The following is a 19,547-nucleotide window of genomic DNA, read 5'->3' on the forward strand; positions in this document are numbered from 1 at the left end:
TTTGGGTCTGTACACATGAATGCTTCATACAAATGGTCACCGTCGATTGAACATCTGGTAGAGGAGGCCGCCGCGGCAATTAACGTCAATGGCATCAACTATGCTGTGATGATGGTCACCCCTGATGATATTGAAGACTTTGTCATTGGCTTTTTATTCTCAGAAGCCATTATTCAGCATAATCATGATGTTCACGACATCAAGATCACGCCTTCTGCCGAGGGATTTGTGGTCGATGTTATCATCGCCAATCGTTGCCTATTTACCTTAAACAGCAAAAAACGTCGGCTCGTTGGGGCGACTGGATGTGGGATCTGTGGTGTCGAAGCCATCGAACATGCCTTTCCAAACCTAGCCGTATTACCCCTGACTCGCCCGATCCACATACCTGACGTTGAAACCTTAAAACAGCGCATTGCCGATAGCCAAATAAAAGCCCAACAAAGTGGTGCTATACATGCCGCGCTAGGGTTAACACCACAGGGCGACATTATCGCCTGTCGTGAAGATATTGGGCGTCACAATGCGCTCGATAAACTTATTGGCCTGTTGATAAAGCAAACCACCTCAGACCAAAAATCATTATGTAAAACGCTATTAATCACCAGTCGCTGTAGCAGTGAGCTGATCCATAAAGCGGTTCTGTTTGGTGCAAACAACTTAATCAGTCTCGCCTCACCTAGCCAGTTGGCCGTCAAACTCGCCCTAAAATACAACCTTAATATTATTCATATACCCAGGTTTTCAGCGCCTATTTGTTATTCCAGTTACGATTCTTATTGTGATATTAATCGTCTGACGCTGAGCCCTATCGGAGAAATACATGTCTAGTCATAGCGAAAAACCGACAAAAGCCGGCGGACTTCCATCACTGCAAGCCACCTTCAGCCACGTTCTTCGTAGCCAGCGCACCAAGCAAAATCTCAAAAACTTGCTTCGCGTCAATCAGACCGATGGCTTTGATTGCCCAGGTTGCGCCTGGGGTGATAACAAACAAGGTGCGTTTCAATTTTGTGAAAACGGCGCAAAAGCCGTGGCATGGGAGTCGACAGGTAAAGGCGTCGGCCGTGAGTTTTTCGCTCAACATTCAGTGCGCCAACTGGCAAAACAAACCGACTATTGGCTAGAGTATCAAGGCCGTTTAACCGAACCGATGCGCTTTAACGCGATAACCGATCACTATGAACCAGTAACTTGGTCTGAGGCATTTTCGATTATCGCCACTAAGCTCAACAGTTTAAGCAGCGCCGATCAAGTTGAATTTTACACTTCTGGACGCGCCAGTAATGAAGCCTCTTATCTATACCAACTGTTTGGCCGACTTTATGGCACCAATAATTTTCCAGATTGTTCTAATATGTGCCATGAAGCCAGCGGGATTGCGCTCACAAAATCGATCGGGATTGGCAAAGGTACAGTGGTACTAGATGACTTTGATGCGGCAGAAGCAATTTTTGTGTTTGGCCAAAATCCTGGGACTAACCATCCAAGAATGATGAACACCCTACGCAAGGCAGCCAAACAAGGTTGTAAAATTGTCACCTTTAATAATCTCAAAGAAGTCGCCTTAGACAAATTTGCCAGCCCACAAAGCCCGATAGAATTGCTCACCCCAGCAGCCACTAAAATTAGCCATTTGTATTTAACGCCTACCCTAGGCGGCGACATGGCTGCGGCTAGAGGCATGGCTAAATTTATTATCGAGCAACGACCTGACAAAATTGATCATGACTTTGTCCAGCAGCACAGCGCGTTTTTTGATGACTATCAACGAAGTGTCAAGCAAACTAGCTGGGACAAAATTGAACAACAATCAGGGCTGACAAAAGCGGAGATAATTCAAGCCGCTACCGTATTCAGTGACAGCAAGACGGTGATCAGTTGCTGGGCCATGGGCTTAACTCAACATAAGCATTCAGTCGATATCATTGGTGAAGTCATCAACCTGCATTTACTTTGTGGGCAAATAGGCAAAAAAGGTGCGGGACTATGTCCGGTTCGTGGTCACAGTAATGTGCAAGGCAATCGCACCATGGGCATTAACGAAAAACCATCAGCCGATTTTATTGATCGCTTAGACAATTACCTTGCAACCACCTTACCTCGTCAAGCAGGCCATAACGTGGTTGAAGCACTTAAAGCCTTGCACACAAAACACAGTAAGGTGTTAATTTGCCTAGGCGGTAATCTGGCAGCCGCCGCGCCTGATAGCCACTTTACTCATCAAGCGATGAACAATGCAGAATTGAATGTACAGATCAGTACTAAGCTCAATCGCAGCCACTTACAAGTTAGCCACGACGGCTTAATTTTACCTTGTTTAGGTCGAACTGAATTAGACAAACAACAAAGCGGTATTCAAAAAATCACTGTTGAAGACACCTTTAGTATGGTGCATGCCTCAACAGGTATGACTGAGCCCGCCTCAGAACAATGTTTATCTGAAATTGATATTGTCGCCCAAATGGCCCATACCACCTTTAACCATACTCGCGTTATTCAACCCACGGCAACTGACCCTGCTGCACGTAAACTAGACTGGCTAGCACTGCGCGACGACTACGCACTTATCCGTAATCTTATCGAAAACACCATTGCCGGGTTTAGCAATTATAATCAAGGTGTCGAACAACCTGGCGGATTTTATCTCGATAATAGCGCGGCGCAGCGAGTGTGGAAAACTGACAACCAATTAGCCCACTTCAATGCAAGCATGCTGCCAGATTCAGTTATTGCAGATTGCTCAAGCAACGCACAAACAGGTCATTCATTAACGTCACAATCTGGCGTTCCACAAGCCATTTTGTTATTACAAAGTCTGCGGTCTCACGACCAATACAACACCACCATTTACGGAATGGACGACAGATACCGCGGTGTTAAAGGTAAACGTAATGTACTGTTTATGAACCAACAAGATGCGGAAAAACTCAACCTGGCTGAAGACCAACTGGTTGATATTCAATCCATCGCCAATGACAATATCGTTCGTAAAGTGTCAGGATTTAGTGTGATTTTTTATGATATTCCTCGCGGAAATATTGCTGCCTATTACCCCGAAACCAACCCACTAGTGTCGATCAACAGCGTAGGAATAGGCTCTGACACCCCGACCTCAAAATCGATCCCAGTGGTTATCACCCCATCAACCAAACAGGTCATCAATGTGGCTAAGGGGTAAGTAACCTGAACTCGGGTTAAGTATTAACAATGCTCAAACGATGTAGCCCTCGCGCAGTTAGCGCTGGGCAACTAAATCGGCCAAAACTTGTTTATACGCTTCAACTGGATGTGCGCCAGTTAATGCACTCGATTGATTAAAAATAACCGTAGGTACGCCCGAAATGCCGAGTTGTTGCCAATGGGCCTCTTTGGCACGAACCTGTTCTGCCACTGCAGCGTTATCAAGTAAACTCATAGCTTCTGCGGCATTAATCCCCACAGCAATGAGCTCTGCTGTGAGTATTTCACGGTTTGAAATATCTTTATGTTCGCTAAAAAAGGCGCTGAATAAACGCAGTTTAAGCTCAGTTTGCTTACCCACCTCTTTCGCGTATTCCAACAACACATGCGCGTCTAAAGTGTTAACCATTTTCATCTGTTCAAAATAGTCAAAAATAAAGCCATGTTCAGCCCCTTGTTGAGCAATATTTGCCCGTGCACGAACGCTACCTTCTGGTGTGGTAGCGTATTTTCTGGCTGAATGCTCACGCAGATTTTCACCTTCAGCAGGCATGTTTGGGTTAAGTTCAAATGGTTGCCACTCAATCTCAACTTGATCTTGCAGCCCAAGTTCATTTATCGCCGCTTCTAAGTGTTTATAACCGACGATGCACCAAGGGCACACTACATCTGAAATAATATCGAGCTTAATCTTTGCTGTCATTTGGCTGTCCTCATCTCTTCAAGTACGCTTTTTCGCTCTAACGTGATAAAAAAATACCAATACCATTTGCGATAACGCAGGCATTGGTATTAGGGAGTCATGCATTCATCTACATGAATAATAATTTTCGCTAGAAATGTCGCTCAACAATTACCAAGCAAACTTTTTGAATACCTCATCAACCGGTGTTTTTGCCACGTGGTTGGTGTAGTTACTGATCACTTTTTGTGACAAGCCTAAGATGATTTCTAGCACTTGTTGCTGGCCATAACCTGCGGCATAGAATGCTGCTAGTTCTGCTTCAGAAATATTACCGCGGTTACGTACGATACTTAATGTCGCATCTTGTAACGCTTGTAATTTAGCGTTTGGCATCGCCGCTTTATTACGTAGTGCTTCAGTTAACGCTGGGTCTACTTTCATTGAATGTGCAATACCTGTGTGTGCAGGCACACAGTAAGTACATTCGTTTTCAACGTTAATGGTTTGCCATACTACCGTTAGCTCTTCAGGGTTAAATGATGTGTCTAAAAAAGCCTGATGTAACTGTTGGTAAGCCTTAAGCGTGCTTGGTGATTCGGCTAACACGCCAAATAAATTAGGTATCATACCCGTTTGCTTTTTAGTGTCATCTAGCATTGCTTTGCTGTCTTCTGGTGCGGTGTCTACAGTGTGAATTGTAAATGCAGTCATAATATTCTCTCTTCTAACTAAATAAATTTAGGCGCGTTGCGTTTCGAATTGAGACCACTATAAATCAATTTGAGCAAGCGCTCAAGTTGATTTGGAACGATCGTTCATAATTCGTATTAATGTTTATTCATAGCGTTAAAATATTCATTTTTATCAGAAAGATATATTTTTAAAATGTCCGTTAATTAGGATGCTGGCCAATAACATCTATGCGGTTAATGTACGTGGCATTAACCGCATAGATAACCAGTACAAGATCAACTAACCAAGCGCATTGACTGGCTTTTTCTAGGGTGAAATCCAGACTAATATATTGATAAGTGATAGAAAAATTCGTTTCTTATACAATTTTTGATCATTAATTGTCCCAGAGTTGGAGACATCACAGTGAAAAAACTATCTCTTATGCCGCGATAGCGGTGATCGCTTTAATCACTATTATCACTTTAATCGCTTTAGCCGCCATGACTCGATAGGGTTGATGATTACCCAGTTTGCAAAAAGGGAGCATCCCGACCTCTACGACTCTTGCTGTTGTCATATGACTCCCATTATTCTGTTCTAGTGATTCGTTATTAGTTACTGGGGATTGGGAATTGGGATTGTCAGATCATCCATTTATCAACCGACTTGATGGACGAACTATCTTAATAATAATGGTTAACATAAGGTTAATTTAGCCACTGAACAATGCACCAAATACAAGCAGAAACGCACCAAATTGAAACATTCGCGCCATGAGCATCCGTCATTACGCGCATTATTTGGCATGACAAACGCCAAATAATGCACTGATATTGAACATTCCACAGATAACTTAAGCAATATTTTCATATATTTGCACCATACAAGGTCAATAATATAATGACTTGGCTGTGATTTAGGAATGGCTTTTGCTTTATAAAAGCATGAATTTCAAAAGAGAATCATTTTGTGGAAACTGAAATGAATAATATTAGTGATGCTATTGGCCTTATTGCACAAAGTGCAGACACCTTGTTTATCTTACTTGGTGCAATTATGGTTTTAGCCATGCACGCTGGCTTTGCATTTTTAGAAATGGGCACCGTGAGGCACAAAAACCAGGTCAACGCCTTGGTAAAGATTCTGACTGACTTTGCTTTTTCAGCCATGGCTTACTTTGTCATTGGTTATCAAATTGCTTACGGTAGCCACTTCTTTGTCAGCGCTGAAAGTTTAACTACCGATAATGGCTATCAGCTGGTTAAATTTTTCTTTTTACTGACCTTTGCAGCAGCCATTCCAGCGATTGTATCTGGTGGTATTGCTGAACGCGGCCGTTTTAGGCCTTTCTTACTCGCTTCAGCATTGATTGTTGCCTTTGTTTATCCGCTGTTTGAAGGGATAATGTGGAATGGTAACTTTGGTTTTCAGGCATGGTTAGAAAGCCAATTTGGCGCACAGTTTCATGACTTTGCTGGCTCTGTGGTCGTTCATGCTATGGGCGGTTGGCTCGCATTAGTGGCCATTTATATATTAGGTGTTCGACGTGGGCGCAAACCAGGAATAGCCTTTGCACCATCAAATATCCCTTTTCTTGCCTTAGGTTCATGGGTGCTTATTGTCGGCTGGTTTGGCTTTAACGTCATGTCTGCGCAAACCCTTGACGGGATCAGCGGCTTAGTGGCGGTTAACAGTTTAATGGCCATGGTCGGTGGCACTGTAGTGGCGCTGATTGTCGGTAAAAATGACCCTGGTTTTATTCATAATGGCCCCCTTGCAGGCTTAGTGGCGGTGTGCGCGGGGTCTGACTTAATGCATCCTGTCGGCGCATTTGTGGTTGGCGGTGTGGCTGGTGGGTTATTTGTCTTGGTGTACACAAGATTACAACGCAGTAACAAAATCGATGACGTACTCGGCGTGTGGCCATTACACGGTTTATGCGGTGTATGGGGCGGTATCGCGGCAGGTATTTTTGGTCAACAAGCCTTCGGTGGTCTGGGTGGGGTCAGCTTTATGTCGCAACTTATTGGTAGTACTGCAGGTGTAGTAGTGGCACTCGTTGGCGGTATCATTGTTTATGGCTTAGTGAACAAAATATCGAGCTTACGCTTAAGCCAAGAAGATGAGTTTATTGGCGCGGATCTCGCCATACACAAAATTGGCTCAACTAATTCAGATAAGTAAGCTAAATTGACTCACTAGCCTAATATCAAGGACAGAAATCTTGTTTCTGTCCTTGATAATTTATCAGTAAGTATGCTTTATCAGTGCTTTGGTTTTACTCCGTGTTGCACCATCTCTTTGCCGGTTTCAAATATTTCAGCCGTTATCCAGCGAGTTAATAACAGTTTATGATTGTCACCAAATACGGCAACAAAATGACGACCATCAGCATTATTGGTTGCCATACCAACGCCTACAACCCCTTCTAAATCTAAACCGCCCTTTTCTACCGAAAGTAAAAAACGCTCTAATTCTGCTAAATTATCTATCACATTGTTTTCAATATTCATTCATTTTCCTTACCAATTTCAGTGCCAAGTTAGCGATATGACATAACTCATTATTGGCTTATATTTTATCGCATTGCGGATTAATAAGGTACCTAAGTGCAGTAATGCATCTGCACATTACTCTGAACACTAAAAGAATTTCAATCCGGTTTCACCCAATCAATATGGTCTGCTCAATGGGACCTTCTTCCAGACATTAGCCACGTAAGAACACTTAACAATGACATCAGCACTAGCTCATTGAGCTTTACGCTGGATTGCAACGAACTGATGCAGCAATAATTCTCGACAATCTTTGTCAGCCGCCAAGATGTGTTAAGCAACCCAAGGTTGAGCAAGATCTCACGCTTATAAAGCGACTCTTCTCTTCCATGCTTTATACACCAATGTTGTACTTTTACGGCCTAACATACTGGTAACGATATTAAGCCAATGTCCTTACACCATTGCCAGAAGCACTCTGTCCGCTATAACAGTATTGACTTGAAGTCTTGAAGCGATGAGTGATGAATTTGAAACCAACCAAATGCTGGCAAATTATAATACTGACTCTGCATTAGTTTCGCCCTATGCAATCACAGACATTTCGGGTTACAGCTTATTAAAGAATAGCAGTGATGTTTATTGTGTAATTGATATGCTCATTGATCACGCAGAAGATAAAGCACGCAGAAGATAGAGGCACTACTGTAGACAACTATTGAGACGAGTAATAATGTGAATTATTAACGTGAGTCAGAGTCGACGTTGTTAATCCCCAACAAAATCAAATCTCGCAGGCTCACTTTTTGAACGTATGACCCATGGATGGATGACTCGATATTACACCCCGGCTTCTCTTTACCGGCATAGAGTCAAGTCTTATCGCTTTCAATCACACATCAATGTAGCGCAATACCTTCAAGTTGCATGCTGGTTTTAGTTAGGCCGTAAAAACGCACCTTGCCAGTAACTGAACCGACAACATAGCCGATTTCCCCTTGCCGAACATGCTATTGGCATTACCAATAAGTGCTCAAGGTCTCAATTTTGATCTAAGGTCACTTCTAACACTGCGCTGACGCCTTGATAAAATAAGCCTCCTTGTACCCTATTGTAGCGCTCGCCCACCAGCCCAATGGCGCCTTTATGTACACAAAGAAACAACACAAAAAGTGAAGGCTTACGTCATCTTACATAAACACCTGCAGTATATAGTCAATATTAATCAATAGCTTAAACCTAAAAAAAGAAATATAGTTGAATTCACCTCTGGCAGCCATCTTGCTGTAACCACGTATTGTTGAGCCTATTTTACTCATTCCTATTTAATCGATTATCGTAAATTAATAAGCAAATTTTCTATTTATAGCGTTTTTGGAACAAGTCATTGTCCATTAACATAGTTTACCCTTTTAACAAATCCCTTTACATTAGCACTTCGCTTTCGGGGAAACAGAGGGATAACAAATGACACATAAAAAATACAAAAACCTATTTTTACTCACAGCACTAGCTGCAAGCATGCAAGCTAATGCTGGCATAGAGTTAATGACTGATACTGTTGCAGGACAAGATACTAAAGTGACCTTGGGTGGCTATGCAAAAGTGGATGTCCGTCATGTGAATGGCGATATTGCTTATCAAGATTATTGGATTGCTAACTTCCCATCAGGTGTACCTGTCGATACATCTCATACGGGTTTTAATGTCAAAGAATCACGCGTAAATTTAAAAGTTCAACACGGTGATATATCTGGATTTGTTGAAGTAGATATGTACGGTGGTGGCGGTAACGAAGTAGTGAGTAACTCTTCAAACCCACGTTTAAGACATTTTTTTATTAGTTATAAAAACTGGTTGGCCGGTCAAACTTGGACCACATTTATGCCATTACATGCATTACCAGAAGCGCTAGATTTTGGTGGACCACATGTTGGCGAAGTGTTTATTAGACAAACACAATTACGCTACACCTATGGCGCTTGGCAATTTTCTATTGAAAATCCAGAAACCAATGGCAACGGAAGTATTGGTGCATCATCAAGTGGTGTCGGTGTAACTGGCGATCAAGCCGACAAAGATGAGTCTATCCCAGATTTTGTCGCCCGTTACGATCATAAAGCGGACTGGGGTCAATTATCTGTAGGGGCGCTTGTTAGAAAAGTGGACCAAGGCGGAATTGATGAGGTTGCCGTGGCAGCCAATGTAGGCGGCGTGATTAAAACGGTTGGTAAAGACGATTTACGTTTCCAAGTTACCGTAGGTGACTCTGGCCGGTATGTTGCTGCTGGTATGACACCAGATATTGTTACTGATGACCAAGGAGAAACAGTAGTAGAGTCAACAACTGCATTTACTGTCGCTTATCGTCATTTCTGGACTGATACTTTGCGTTCTACCGCATTTTATGGCACAGCAGAAACGGATGAGACAAACAAAAGTCGCGCACATTGGGGCGTTAACTTAATCACTAACGTTACCCCTGAGTTAAGTGTGGGTGTCGAGCTAGGTAATTATGCCATTGAAGACGAAGGCATGACTGACATAGATTCAGACTATCTACAATTATCTGCTAAATACGCTTTCTAAGTTCCCAGACTACGATAGGTATTGCTCATTTACGGGCAGTATCTATCGAGTTTTTATTTATACTGCTAATTAGTAAAAATAATCCTTTTTTGAGTGAAAAGCTTTGCGAAAGTATTCAATCAATAATTTAATTTTTTTGTCAGGCAGTCTTGTGCTCGGGTATACCGCATAAATGCCTAAATCTTTGCCACTATGCTCAGTCAGTAAAGCGACTAAGTTATTTGCCTGTAAATCTTCATAAATATGCGCTTGGGGAAGATAAGCAATGCCAAAATGCGCTAACGCTGCTTGCCTTAACGACTCAAGGTTATTTGATCGGAATCGACCCTGCACATTTACCGTGTAATTACCCTCAGCATTTTTAAATACCCATTGATCCACGCCACTACTTTCATAGTGATAAAGTAAGCAGCTATGTTTAGCCAGATCTTGCGGGGCCAGTGGAGTACCGTTTTGTTTTAAATATTCAGGTGTGGCACACACCAGCCAATCTGAATCAATTAAGCGCCTTGCAATTAAAGACGAATCAACAAGATGAGCCGTTCTTATTGCTAAATCATAACCTTGATCAAGAATATCAACGAATTGGTCAGCTATGGTCAAATCAACATCGACGTTGGGGTAATCGCGACAAAAATCAGCTAATGCATTATTTAATACTAACCTTGCTGGCACTACTGGAATGGTCAGTTTGATCGTGCCTCGCACATCATCACTGTAGCCAGATATCGCATCGGCCGCCTCTTGAAATGCTATTTTGGCTAATCGCGCTTTACCATAAAATGTTGCTCCTGCATCCGTTAAAGCTAATTTCCTTGTGGTGCGATAGAGCAGTTGTGTATTCACATCTTGCTCAAGCCTTGCAATATGTTTGCTCACCACTGAGTTAGTCAAACTGAGCTTTTCAGCCACTTTTGTAAACGATCCTGCTTCTACAACCATGACAAATAAAATTATGTCATCCGCTTTTGCCACCATGCTATTAGCCTTCGATTATGTCACAAAAAGAAAAAATAAATTTCATTTGCGACATAATACCAGAAGTAAAAAATAATGTAGATTGTATGGTTACAACTTTGTGAACAATATTTATTTTCATTGCCTATGGGGAGGCTCACCATAAAGTAATATTAGTGCCTGGAGATGGACATGAATGGATGGTTTTTAGGTCTATTAGCTTCAACAAAAAATAAAGCGAACCGTTTGGTTCGCTATTACTCTTGTTATCACAATGAACTTACGCTTAGCGCTCAACTCAATGAGTATTTATATCCCAGCTTTCGCTTTACGGGCTTGATGCAGTTTTTTGTAACTTTCAATCAAGCGTAAATGGGGCTCAATGCCTTCTAGCTGCATGCTGGTTTTTGTGAGGCCATAAAAGCGTACCGTGCCATTAACTGACCCCACCACATTGTCCATGACTTCTTGACCAAACATGCGGTTAAAGTTACCGATAAAGTGCTCAAGCTCTAAGTCTTCATCCAAGGTCACTTCAAGCACAGCGTTTACTGCTTGATAGAACAACCCACGCTGAACAGTGTTGTCGTTAAACTGTAAGAACTCGCCGACTAACTCAATGGCGTCGTCGTGGGAACCTAACGCGAGATAAATCAGGATCTTCAATTCAATAATGGTTAACTGACCCCAAGCCGTATTTTCGTCGAACACTATGCCGATTAAGGTTCGAATATCGGTATGGTTATCTAACTGACTCTCTTCTAAACGATTAACTAACTTAGCTAACGCTTTAGTGCTTAATGAATGCAGGTTTAAGATATCTTTGCGGTAATCTAGTGCTTTATTCGTATTATCCCAAATCAAGTCGTCTACAGGATAAACTTCCGAATAATCAGGCACTAAAATACGACAAGCAGAAGCGTCTAAATCAGTGAATTCGGCAATATACACTTCTTTACCCATGGCTTCTAAGATACCAAATAAGCCTTTGGCTTCTTCTTCGCTAGTGCCGGTAAAGTCCCATTCACAGAACTCATAGTCAAACTTACTGCTAAAGAAGCGCCAAGAAATCACCCCTGTTGAATCGATAAAGTGCTCAACAAAGTTTTCTGGCTCAGTAACCGCCATGCTATTAAAGGTCGGTTTTGGCACATCGTTTAAGCCTTCAAAACTGCGGCCTTGCAACAGCTCGGTTAAGCTACGCTCTAACGCCACTTCAAAACTCGGGTGACCACCAAATGAGGCAAATACACCACCGGTTCTTGGGTTCATCAATGTCACGCACATCACTGGGAACTGGCCGCCTAAAGAAGCATCTTTCACCACTATAGGAAAGCCCTGAGCTTCAAGCCCCTTAATGCCCGCTAAAATACTTGGATACTTTTCTAACACTGCCATTGGCACGTCTGGCAGAATAATTTCTTGCTCAATAATTTGACGTTTTACCGCACGCTCGAAAATTTCAGATAAGCACTGAACATGCGCTTCTTGCAGGTTGTTACCCGCACTCATGCCGTTACTTAAAAATAGATTTTCAATTAAGTTAGACGGGAAAAACACGGTTTCGCCATCTGATTGGCGAGTATACGGAATCGCACAAATACCGCGATCAATATTGCCTGAGTTAGTATCAATCAAGTGCGAGCCACATAGCTCATCGTCTGGATTATAGATGTCTAAACAGTATTCATCTAACATGCCAGCAGGAAGCACGTCATCGTCTTCCAGTTGGAACCATTTTTCATTGGGATAATGGACAAACTCGTTATTAGCGATCTCTTCACCAAAGAATTGATCGTTATAGAAAAAGTTATTATTAAGACGCTCAATAAACTCACCTAAAGCCGAGCATAGCGCGCTTTCTTTGGTCGCACCTTTGCCGTTGGTGAAACACATTGGTGACGCTGCATCACGGATATGTAAAGACCAAACGTTAGGCACAATGTTGCGCCATGACGATATTTCGATTTTCATACCCAGGTCGGCTAACAAGCCGGTCATGTTTTTAATGGTTTGTTCAAGCGGTAAATCTTTGCCTAAAATAAACGTGCTCGCATCGCCGTCGGGTTGGCCCATCAGCATGGCATTGGCGTCTGCATCTAGTTTTTTAACCGTTTCTATTTTGAATTCAGGACCCGTTTGTACCACTTTTTTAACCGTACAGCGGTCGATAGAACGTAAAATACCTTCGCGATCTTTATCGGAAATATCATCCGGTAATTCAACCTGAATTTGAAATATTTGGTTGTAACGATTTTCAGGGTCAACAATGTTGTTTTGCGATAGTTTGATATTTTCAGTCGAAATATCACGGGCTTTACAATACACCTTGAGAAAGTAGGCTGCACAAAGGGCTGACGAAGCCAAGAAATAATCAAAAGGACTGGGAGCTGAACCATCACCTTTGTAGCGAATAGGTTGATCGGTCGTAACGGTAAAGTCGTCAAATTTAGCTTCGAGTCTCAGGTTGTCGAGAAAATTTACTTTGATTTCCATTGAATATATCCACAGTCGTGCGCAGCCAATCGGCCTGCTTGTATAATTAGGGACAATTATCGGTGTTTTTGACCCAAGAGTCTTGAGTTAATTAATAAATGATCACAAAAAGCGATTTCGCGGGATAAACGATGTTAGTGAGTTGCAAAGCGAGTCGTGGAGATCCTTATTAAGACAGAATACCTTGAGGATTTCACTGTTTTCTATTCAAACGGCAAGGTATCACTATTCCTAAGTTCTAGGTCGCTTCGCTGCTAGATGCTATAAGTTTAGCGCGAAGCGAGCCTAGCAGGACGCAGTCCGCCCCCTCCTAAACAACCACAATTGATTATTGGCTTTTTTCGGTTTCACGCTTAACCAATATAAAGGTCAGGTACATTTTAGTCGGCAATGACAACGCCATACCAATGGCGACACACATAGCACTAATCATAATCCCTTTGACGCCCATCATCTCAATCGTTTCACTGAAGTTATGGCAATAAATCCCTAACAAAATTAAGCTAATGCCCATAGTGATGCATAATTTTAAGACTAAAATGAGTTTATTATCTGACATTATGACTTCACCCACCAGTATTCAACTTAGCTAATATAATGAATTGATTTACGATCCTAAGCGTTGATCCAGATCAACAGAAACTGGGGAATTATAGAGTGGATCGATAGCGTGAGCATAATGCCAATCAGATCCATTATCTGAACCCTTCAGAGCGGCGCAAGGTTTTCAATTTAAGGCGCATTAACGCAGCAATGGCGATCCCTGTTAATTTAAGGATAGTCGAAATTGGAGTTGGGCTTATGTGTTTTTATTCAGGCGTTTTATTAACAATCGATGCAGAAAAAGGATAAAACGGATAAAAAGGAGATATTGGAAGTAGTTAACTATTATAAATGCTTAACTATTGTAAATGCTTAACTATGTTGAATATATTTAAAAGCATTGCAGGCACTTAAGCTGTTTAAGATACTTAGCATATTGAAAATAAATATTGAAAAAAGGATAAATCATTAAATTATAGACATAAAAAAACGCAAACAGTCGTTAAACCGTTTGCGTTATCTTACAAAGTCGAGTTACACAGCTACTACGTTAGCAGCTTGTGGGCCTTTCTGGCCTTGCTCAACATCGAAAGAAACTTTTTGGCCTTCAGCTAAAGTTTTGAAACCTTCTGAAGTGATTGAACGGAAATGAACAAACACATCAGCGCCGCCATTATCAGGAGTAATAAAGCCAAAACCTTTATCTTCGTTAAACCATTTTACTAAACCAGTTGTTTTATCAGACATTTTGTGTCCCTTATATATTTAAATTTAATCAATCTGTCGCGAAAATGCGATGCGCTCGAGCTTGAATTATTGAATGTCACGATGAAGCTAAGGGAAACACAGAGGATAACAACGATAACGAAGAGATTCTAAGGCTTTTCTTTTACTTGATGTTCATTAATAACTCTGAATGTCAGAGCACGAGATATATTACAGTAGTTTTGGATATTGTAAAGGCTTAATGTGTAAAATCGTTAAAATGATGGTGAACATGACTATAAACATCAATGCTCTGAGCATCTGATTTTAGTAAACAGCCCCAACTTACCACGATAAAACGCAACAAAAAGACCAAGTACCTCAGCAGCAGTTAAGCAAAATAACCACCAATAACTTATTTATTACAGTAACTTAAAGACAGACAGATAGTTAGGTTTATTTATAAACGCATTTGATTAACGATTACAAAAAAATCACTTTGCTAATTTTTTTTGTTCTGATTAAAAAAATCTGCCTTACCCCACATTTTAATTATAAAGCCAAAAAAGGTGGGATAAGACGACTAGGATAAATGTACCGGTTTCCTATGAAACGATACTGCAGACTATCTCTATGTGACTAAAAATAGGTTTGATTGATGCTGTCATGCAAATTATCTAACTCAATCTGCATTAGATCGATAAAATCATCAAGCTTGTCCTGCTTAAGCTTTTCCGGCTTGGCAGACACCAACTGTTGATTCGCGCCTTGCAACGCCTTAGTAATATCATGATTACGAGGTAAGCGTTCTAATCTGCGTTCAACCTGTTGTAATGCATGCCTTAATTAACAAACTCAAACGGAACATAACTCAGCATCATGGGCTAATTTAGACGTAAGCGCAATGGCCATTCAGCACCATTAACAACCCCAAAAAAGACTGTTTTTTTGAGTAAAAAGCCTATCGAACAAGCGCTTTAACTTGCTTACCATTAAACTATTAAAACAATAATCTCAAGATTATTGATGACGAATGGGTAACTGATGAGTATCAATAATCCAATAGATAATAGGGGCAATCATTAGTGTATTATAATAAAAATAGTCCACTTAAGCTCATAATTCGATATTAAAACGTGCAATCCTGGCTTCTGCCATGGTGCATTGAGTAAGGTGGATCAATTCGCCCAAGGTGATATTTGGCTGGTCATTAATCAAACGCACAAGCTTTGCCTCTAAAGGTTCTAACTTGTCGGCATGACCAAGCAGTGCGGTTTCAATCTTGTGGATAAGGTAACCAAAACTAACATCACTTTCTAATTTTAATCGCTCTGTAAACGACTGAATCTTAATAGCCTCACCTGATACCCCCCAATGTCGAGATCGACGCACACGCTTAACCTCGCAGTCATATTGCAGCGCTATCGTTTTAGCTTGCTTGGTTTTCTCGCCGCCTATTCGGTGGATCAGAGAAGGTAATCGGATAGTAATATCTTCGGTCATGGCCTACGGTGAAAATCTATTGGGTTGTCATTAGCTAGCTTGATTAGCTAAATAACAGTTATTTCTCTATCACTTATCACTATAAATTAAAAAAGAGATATTGTGATTTCTGGCAACACTTATCATCTAAAAATGCGCTTGCTGAGATCAATGGCGTTTTAGGGTTAGCATTTTAACGTTATAATGGCGCACGAATGATCACCTTGCTATCAATATTAATCGCTTTTCAGACGTATTGGGCGCTTTTTTGTTGAAAGCAAAGGTTAAAATGTGTTGAATAACATTAAGTAGAATTGCCCCATGAGCCCAGAACGTTTTGCCCGAATAAATCAGATGCTTGATAATCGACAAGTCGACTTAACGGTTTGCCTTGATAAAGTGCATATGACCAATAATATTGCGGCGGTTCTTCGCTCTGCTGACTGTGTGGGAATTTATGAAATTCATGCCGTGTGGCCCGATATTGATATGCGGGTATCTGGTAATACCGCTTCTGGAAGCCAACAGTGGGTTAACACAGTCAAACACGACACATTTGCTCAAGCTAATCACGCCTTTAAAGCACAAAAAATGCAGGTATTAACCACCACTTTTTCAGATGCTGCAGTGGATTTTCGCGAGATAGATTATACCCAGCCCACCGTCATCGTAATGGGTAATGAGCGTGATGGCGTCAGCGCAGAAGCGATTGAAGCGGCCGACCAACACATCATCATCCCCATGAGAGGCATGGTGCAATCACTCAATGTGTCAGTGGCTGCCGCATTAGTAATGTATGAAGCCCAGCGCCAACGCGAACAGGCCAATATGTACGGCACTCGTAAACTTGACCACGTTTACTGCCAAACTATGCTGTTTGAACAAGGTCATCCCATCTACGCCAATGCCTGTCGCCGTAAACAAATCCCCTACCCCACTATTGATGAACAAGGCCAAATAGTTGCCAATAAACAATGGTGGGATCGAATGCGCGCACCCGATCCGCAAGCTTTAGTGGGCTAAATGCCTTGCAAAATGTGACTAAACTTAGCCCATTCATTACGACCATTTAACAAAAATGTAGCATTGGTCCGCTTTTTATGTGCAACATCAGTTTTAATTTTGGTTTCTACTAACTCCCCCTCCAAATGTCTTTCTGCGTCATTGCAGTCAAAAAAATACAATATAATACAATATTAACAATACGATAAGGCTATTTCAGTCTAAAGTCGCAGTTCTGTGACTGGCTGTAATGGTATTCGTCTTCTAGAGTTCAATGGCATTTGTAAGAGTCTTCAGCTGTACTTTCAAAAAGCAAAATCGAACACTCAAAAAGGATTTTTTTTACAATGAAAACTAAACTCAAACACGCAGCACTAATACTCACTACTGGCATGTTGCTTAGTACCGCATCAGCCACCTTAATAGCTGGGAATGGCAATGATCAAGCTTACCCAGGGGCTAACGGACAACCTTTCCAAGCGCTTCAAGGTCAAATTGATGCTCTAAGTCAAGATCTCGCTACCGCAGTTGCATTTCTACAGAGTCAAATTGATGAACTCGTCAACTCTCAAGTTGAGCAGGATGTACTCATTGCAGCCTTACAAGCTTCATTAGGCGCACTAGAAAATAGAGTGCTTGAAAATGAAACCGATATAGCGGCCTTAACATTATGGAATACTATGCAGGATCAATTGATTGCGGTTATGTCGAACAAAATTGACGCTCTAGAGGCCAGAGTCACTGATAATGAAAATGATATTGCTGCGATTATTCTGTCGGATCAAGCAATGCAACAAATGATTCAAATGATAAAACAGAATATTCTGATTATTGAGCAAAGAATTAGCGCCAATGATGGTGACATTTCCAATTTACAAGTTCTCATCAGCCAACAAAACACCCAAATAAGTAATTTATATTCTCAATTATCAACAAAACAAAACAGGATAAATGGAATATGTGCCGCGGGCTCTTCAATCAGAATAATTTATGCTAATGGTAATGTCAGTTGTGAACTTGATAACGTTAGCGCAGGCGTTGGCACAATAGTGAATACCCTTAGAGTTAGTTCAGTCAGTATGCCGCAATCGATATTTACCGTAACGCAACGTTCAACGACGGCAACTTGTCCAAGTAATTATCAACTGTCAGGCGGTGGTTATTCTGTCAGTAATGGTGGATTAGGTGCTGGTATGGTTCGTCAAAGCAGACCAAGTGGGAATAGTTGGTATGTCTGGGCAGAGGCAGACTCTACCTTTTCATCAAGAACCCTTTCAAGCTATGCCATGTGCATGAGAGTTATTTAAACGTTACTCACTAGCGCAAGCCTTAAGGCTTTCGCTAGTTAGTTTGACCCATTGGCCTCATGGTTACCGCTGTATCAAGCTCAGTCCCCCGCAGATTCAATGATTGTATAATGCCAACAAACTATTTAGGATCAGCTTATCTGATCGCAAACAAGAATTAACTTAATGACTACTGAGCTTTATTTTATCTACGACTCACATTGCCCTTGGAGCTACGCAGCCACACCTTTGGTCAACGCATTGCAACAAGCCTATCCAAACATGAATGTACACTTGCTACATAGCGCGCATTACATCGGCAAAGACAGTGCTGGCGAAGAGCAGATGCAAGCCGCGGCAAAAATTAGTGGGCTTAAATTTGGTAGAGATCATCTTCGCTATGTAAACAGTCCTAAAAACTCAATAAAGACCGCAAACTTGATGGGATGGGTGCAGAGTAAGCAAGCTGACAAGCAATTGCCCGTGCTCAATGCAATACAAAGAGCACACTTCATTGAAGGCAATCCACTGGATAATAAACACGATTTCACTGCCATCGTAGAGAAGTTTAAACTGTCACCATCAAATAAAGTGTTTAAAGATGAGCTCAGTACGGATGCAGAATACGTACTAGAAGATATAGAAGAAATCCAACAAATCATCGGCACCACGGGCTTCCCCGTTATGGTAATGACAGTTAATGATAACGCCATCTTTATCGATCACTCACAATATCTTAGCGACCCTCAAGCCGTAGTCGCTGCGGTTGAAAAAGAGATCGCCGCCATTAGTAAATAAAGAGTTAACTAGCTTTATCTATCACCGCCATTAACTAGGATATGGACATGACTCAGTGTCCGTTTGTGCCAATGTCGGATCCAGCTCGGGTTTTTTATCCTCTTTAGAGCGTTATTAAAGATAGCGCCACTACTATGTTGAATAAATTCGACCTCTAAAGTCTACAGAGTGTTCAATAGGCTTTGTCGTTGGCTTGTCTCTTGATGATGTTCACAACGGGATAATGTTGATTACTTTATCCCAACCCTCTTTGCTCGCTAAGTTTGCTGCTTTAGCCACGCTCATTTTTTGGGTTTGGGTTTGAGTTTGGGTTTGGATTTGGATTTGGATTTTTCACGATACTGTGCGTTCAGGACACTATAAACCTAACTGCAGCAAAGATAATGGGTCACGACCTTATCATTTGTCAGTTATTCCCCACCAAGCAGATTCTTTGCGACTACATGTTGATGTTTTTCACGGCTATGCCCATTATTAGCATTCACAGCCTTGCGAACACACATAACGTGTTTAATCTGGGTGCTAAAAAATGCACTAGAAACATATCAATGCACACCTTCGGGCTTTACTTGTTTCATATGCCTGTCTTGTATTTTGTTTCAGCGGTTACCCCATAAGCCCAAATGCCGTATATTCATGTTCTTGGTGTCT

The 19,547-nt window shown here is 41.5% G+C and carries 17 protein-coding genes and 2 pseudogenes; 8 read left to right on the plus strand and 11 right to left on the minus strand.

Annotated elements, in window-relative coordinates; all coding sequences use genetic code 11:
- Positions 1-15 precede the first annotated feature (15 nt).
- Both fdhD and CXF80_RS09995 read left to right on the plus strand, forming a co-directional pair.
- A complete protein-coding gene (gene fdhD, locus CXF80_RS09990; RefSeq protein WP_101032733.1) occupies positions 16-831 on the plus strand; it encodes a formate dehydrogenase accessory sulfurtransferase FdhD in 816 nt (271 codons plus the stop codon).
- A complete protein-coding gene (locus tag CXF80_RS09995; protein ID WP_101032734.1) occupies positions 824-3,181 on the plus strand; it encodes an FdhF/YdeP family oxidoreductase in 2,358 nt (785 codons plus the stop codon). The genes fdhD and CXF80_RS09995 overlap by 8 nt, the downstream gene beginning before the upstream one ends.
- Before the next feature lie 57 nt (positions 3,182-3,238).
- On the opposite strand, the gene CXF80_RS10000 is transcribed toward CXF80_RS09995, so the two are convergent.
- The 3 genes from CXF80_RS10000 to CXF80_RS20115 form a co-directional block, all read right to left on the minus strand.
- Entirely contained in the window at positions 3,239-3,886 is a 648-nt protein-coding gene (locus tag CXF80_RS10000; protein ID WP_101032735.1) for a DsbA family oxidoreductase, read from the minus strand.
- Positions 3,887-4,036: 150 nt separating this feature from the next.
- A complete protein-coding gene (locus CXF80_RS10005) occupies positions 4,037-4,579 on the minus strand; it encodes a carboxymuconolactone decarboxylase family protein (RefSeq protein ID WP_101032736.1) in 543 nt (180 codons plus the stop codon).
- Between the two features lie 403 nt (positions 4,580-4,982).
- Positions 4,983-5,120: a hypothetical protein gene (locus CXF80_RS20115; protein ID WP_157822210.1), complete on the minus strand. Its 138-nt coding sequence runs from the start codon at positions 5,118-5,120 to the stop codon at positions 4,983-4,985.
- A 404-nt stretch (positions 5,121-5,524) separates the two neighbouring features.
- On the opposite strand from CXF80_RS20115, the gene CXF80_RS10010 reads away from it, so the two are divergent.
- Complete coding sequence (locus tag CXF80_RS10010) at positions 5,525-6,727, plus strand: ammonium transporter (protein ID WP_101032737.1); 1,203 nt, start codon at positions 5,525-5,527, stop codon at positions 6,725-6,727.
- Positions 6,728-6,807: 80 nt separating this feature from the next.
- Here the strand turns inward: CXF80_RS10010 and CXF80_RS10015 are convergent, their stop codons facing one another.
- The gene (locus CXF80_RS10015; protein WP_101032738.1) at positions 6,808-7,056 is read right to left on the minus strand and encodes a hypothetical protein; all 249 of its coding nucleotides are present in this window, start codon (positions 7,054-7,056) and stop codon (positions 6,808-6,810) included.
- A gap of 499 nt (positions 7,057-7,555) precedes the next feature.
- On the opposite strand from CXF80_RS10015, the gene CXF80_RS10020 reads away from it, so the two are divergent.
- The gene (locus CXF80_RS10020; protein WP_101032739.1) at positions 7,556-7,735 is read left to right on the plus strand and encodes a hypothetical protein; all 180 of its coding nucleotides are present in this window, start codon (positions 7,556-7,558) and stop codon (positions 7,733-7,735) included.
- Between the two features lie 202 nt (positions 7,736-7,937).
- Here CXF80_RS10020 and CXF80_RS20430 read toward each other — a convergent pair.
- Positions 7,938-8,211: pseudogene (locus tag CXF80_RS20430) on the minus strand (OsmC domain/YcaO domain-containing protein); the annotation flags it as partial.
- Positions 8,212-8,505: 294 nt separating this feature from the next.
- On the opposite strand from CXF80_RS20430, the gene CXF80_RS10025 reads away from it, so the two are divergent.
- Positions 8,506-9,627, plus strand: coding sequence for a DcaP family trimeric outer membrane transporter (locus CXF80_RS10025; protein ID WP_101032740.1), 1,122 nt, complete (start codon positions 8,506-8,508; stop codon positions 9,625-9,627).
- Between the two features lie 69 nt (positions 9,628-9,696).
- On the opposite strand, the gene CXF80_RS10030 is transcribed toward CXF80_RS10025, so the two are convergent.
- From CXF80_RS10030 to CXF80_RS10050, 6 genes and pseudogenes are all read right to left on the minus strand, one after another.
- Positions 9,697-10,605, minus strand: coding sequence for a LysR family transcriptional regulator (locus CXF80_RS10030; RefSeq protein WP_101032741.1), 909 nt, complete (start codon positions 10,603-10,605; stop codon positions 9,697-9,699).
- 288 nt (positions 10,606-10,893) lie between these two features.
- Positions 10,894-13,080 (minus strand): OsmC domain/YcaO domain-containing protein, encoded by a 2,187-nt coding sequence (locus CXF80_RS10035; protein WP_101032742.1) that lies wholly within the window; start codon positions 13,078-13,080, stop codon positions 10,894-10,896.
- Between the two features lie 328 nt (positions 13,081-13,408).
- Positions 13,409-13,639 (minus strand): hypothetical protein, encoded by a 231-nt coding sequence (locus tag CXF80_RS10040; protein ID WP_101032743.1) that lies wholly within the window; start codon positions 13,637-13,639, stop codon positions 13,409-13,411.
- Positions 13,640-14,157: 518 nt separating this feature from the next.
- Positions 14,158-14,370 (minus strand): transcription antiterminator/RNA stability regulator CspE, encoded by a 213-nt coding sequence (gene cspE, locus CXF80_RS10045; RefSeq protein WP_101032744.1) that lies wholly within the window; start codon positions 14,368-14,370, stop codon positions 14,158-14,160.
- Positions 14,371-14,967: 597 nt separating this feature from the next.
- Positions 14,968-15,162: pseudogene (locus CXF80_RS20765) on the minus strand (alpha-E domain-containing protein); the annotation flags it as partial.
- Between the two features lie 282 nt (positions 15,163-15,444).
- On the minus strand, positions 15,445-15,831 hold the full coding sequence (locus CXF80_RS10050; protein ID WP_101032745.1) for a ribosome recycling factor family protein: 387 nt from the start codon (positions 15,829-15,831) through the stop codon (positions 15,445-15,447).
- Positions 15,832-16,131: 300 nt separating this feature from the next.
- Here CXF80_RS10050 and trmH point away from each other — a divergent pair, with 300 nt between their 5' ends.
- The 3 genes from trmH (at position 16,132) to CXF80_RS10065 (ending at position 18,896) form a co-directional block, all read left to right on the plus strand.
- Positions 16,132-16,833 carry a tRNA (guanosine(18)-2'-O)-methyltransferase TrmH gene (gene trmH, locus CXF80_RS10055; protein WP_101032746.1) on the plus strand — a complete coding sequence of 234 codons (702 nt, stop codon included), beginning with the start codon at positions 16,132-16,134 and terminating at the stop codon, positions 16,831-16,833.
- 326 nt (positions 16,834-17,159) lie between these two features.
- Positions 17,160-18,119: a hypothetical protein gene (locus tag CXF80_RS10060; RefSeq protein WP_101032747.1), complete on the plus strand. Its 960-nt coding sequence runs from the start codon at positions 17,160-17,162 to the stop codon at positions 18,117-18,119.
- A gap of 165 nt (positions 18,120-18,284) precedes the next feature.
- Positions 18,285-18,896: a DsbA family protein gene (locus CXF80_RS10065; RefSeq protein ID WP_101032748.1), complete on the plus strand. Its 612-nt coding sequence runs from the start codon at positions 18,285-18,287 to the stop codon at positions 18,894-18,896.
- The last annotated feature ends 651 nt before the right edge of the window (positions 18,897-19,547 follow it).

Source organism: Shewanella sp. Actino-trap-3 (assembly GCF_002836275.1).
In the GTDB taxonomy this organism is placed as follows: domain Bacteria; phylum Pseudomonadota; class Gammaproteobacteria; order Enterobacterales; family Shewanellaceae; genus Shewanella; species Shewanella psychromarinicola.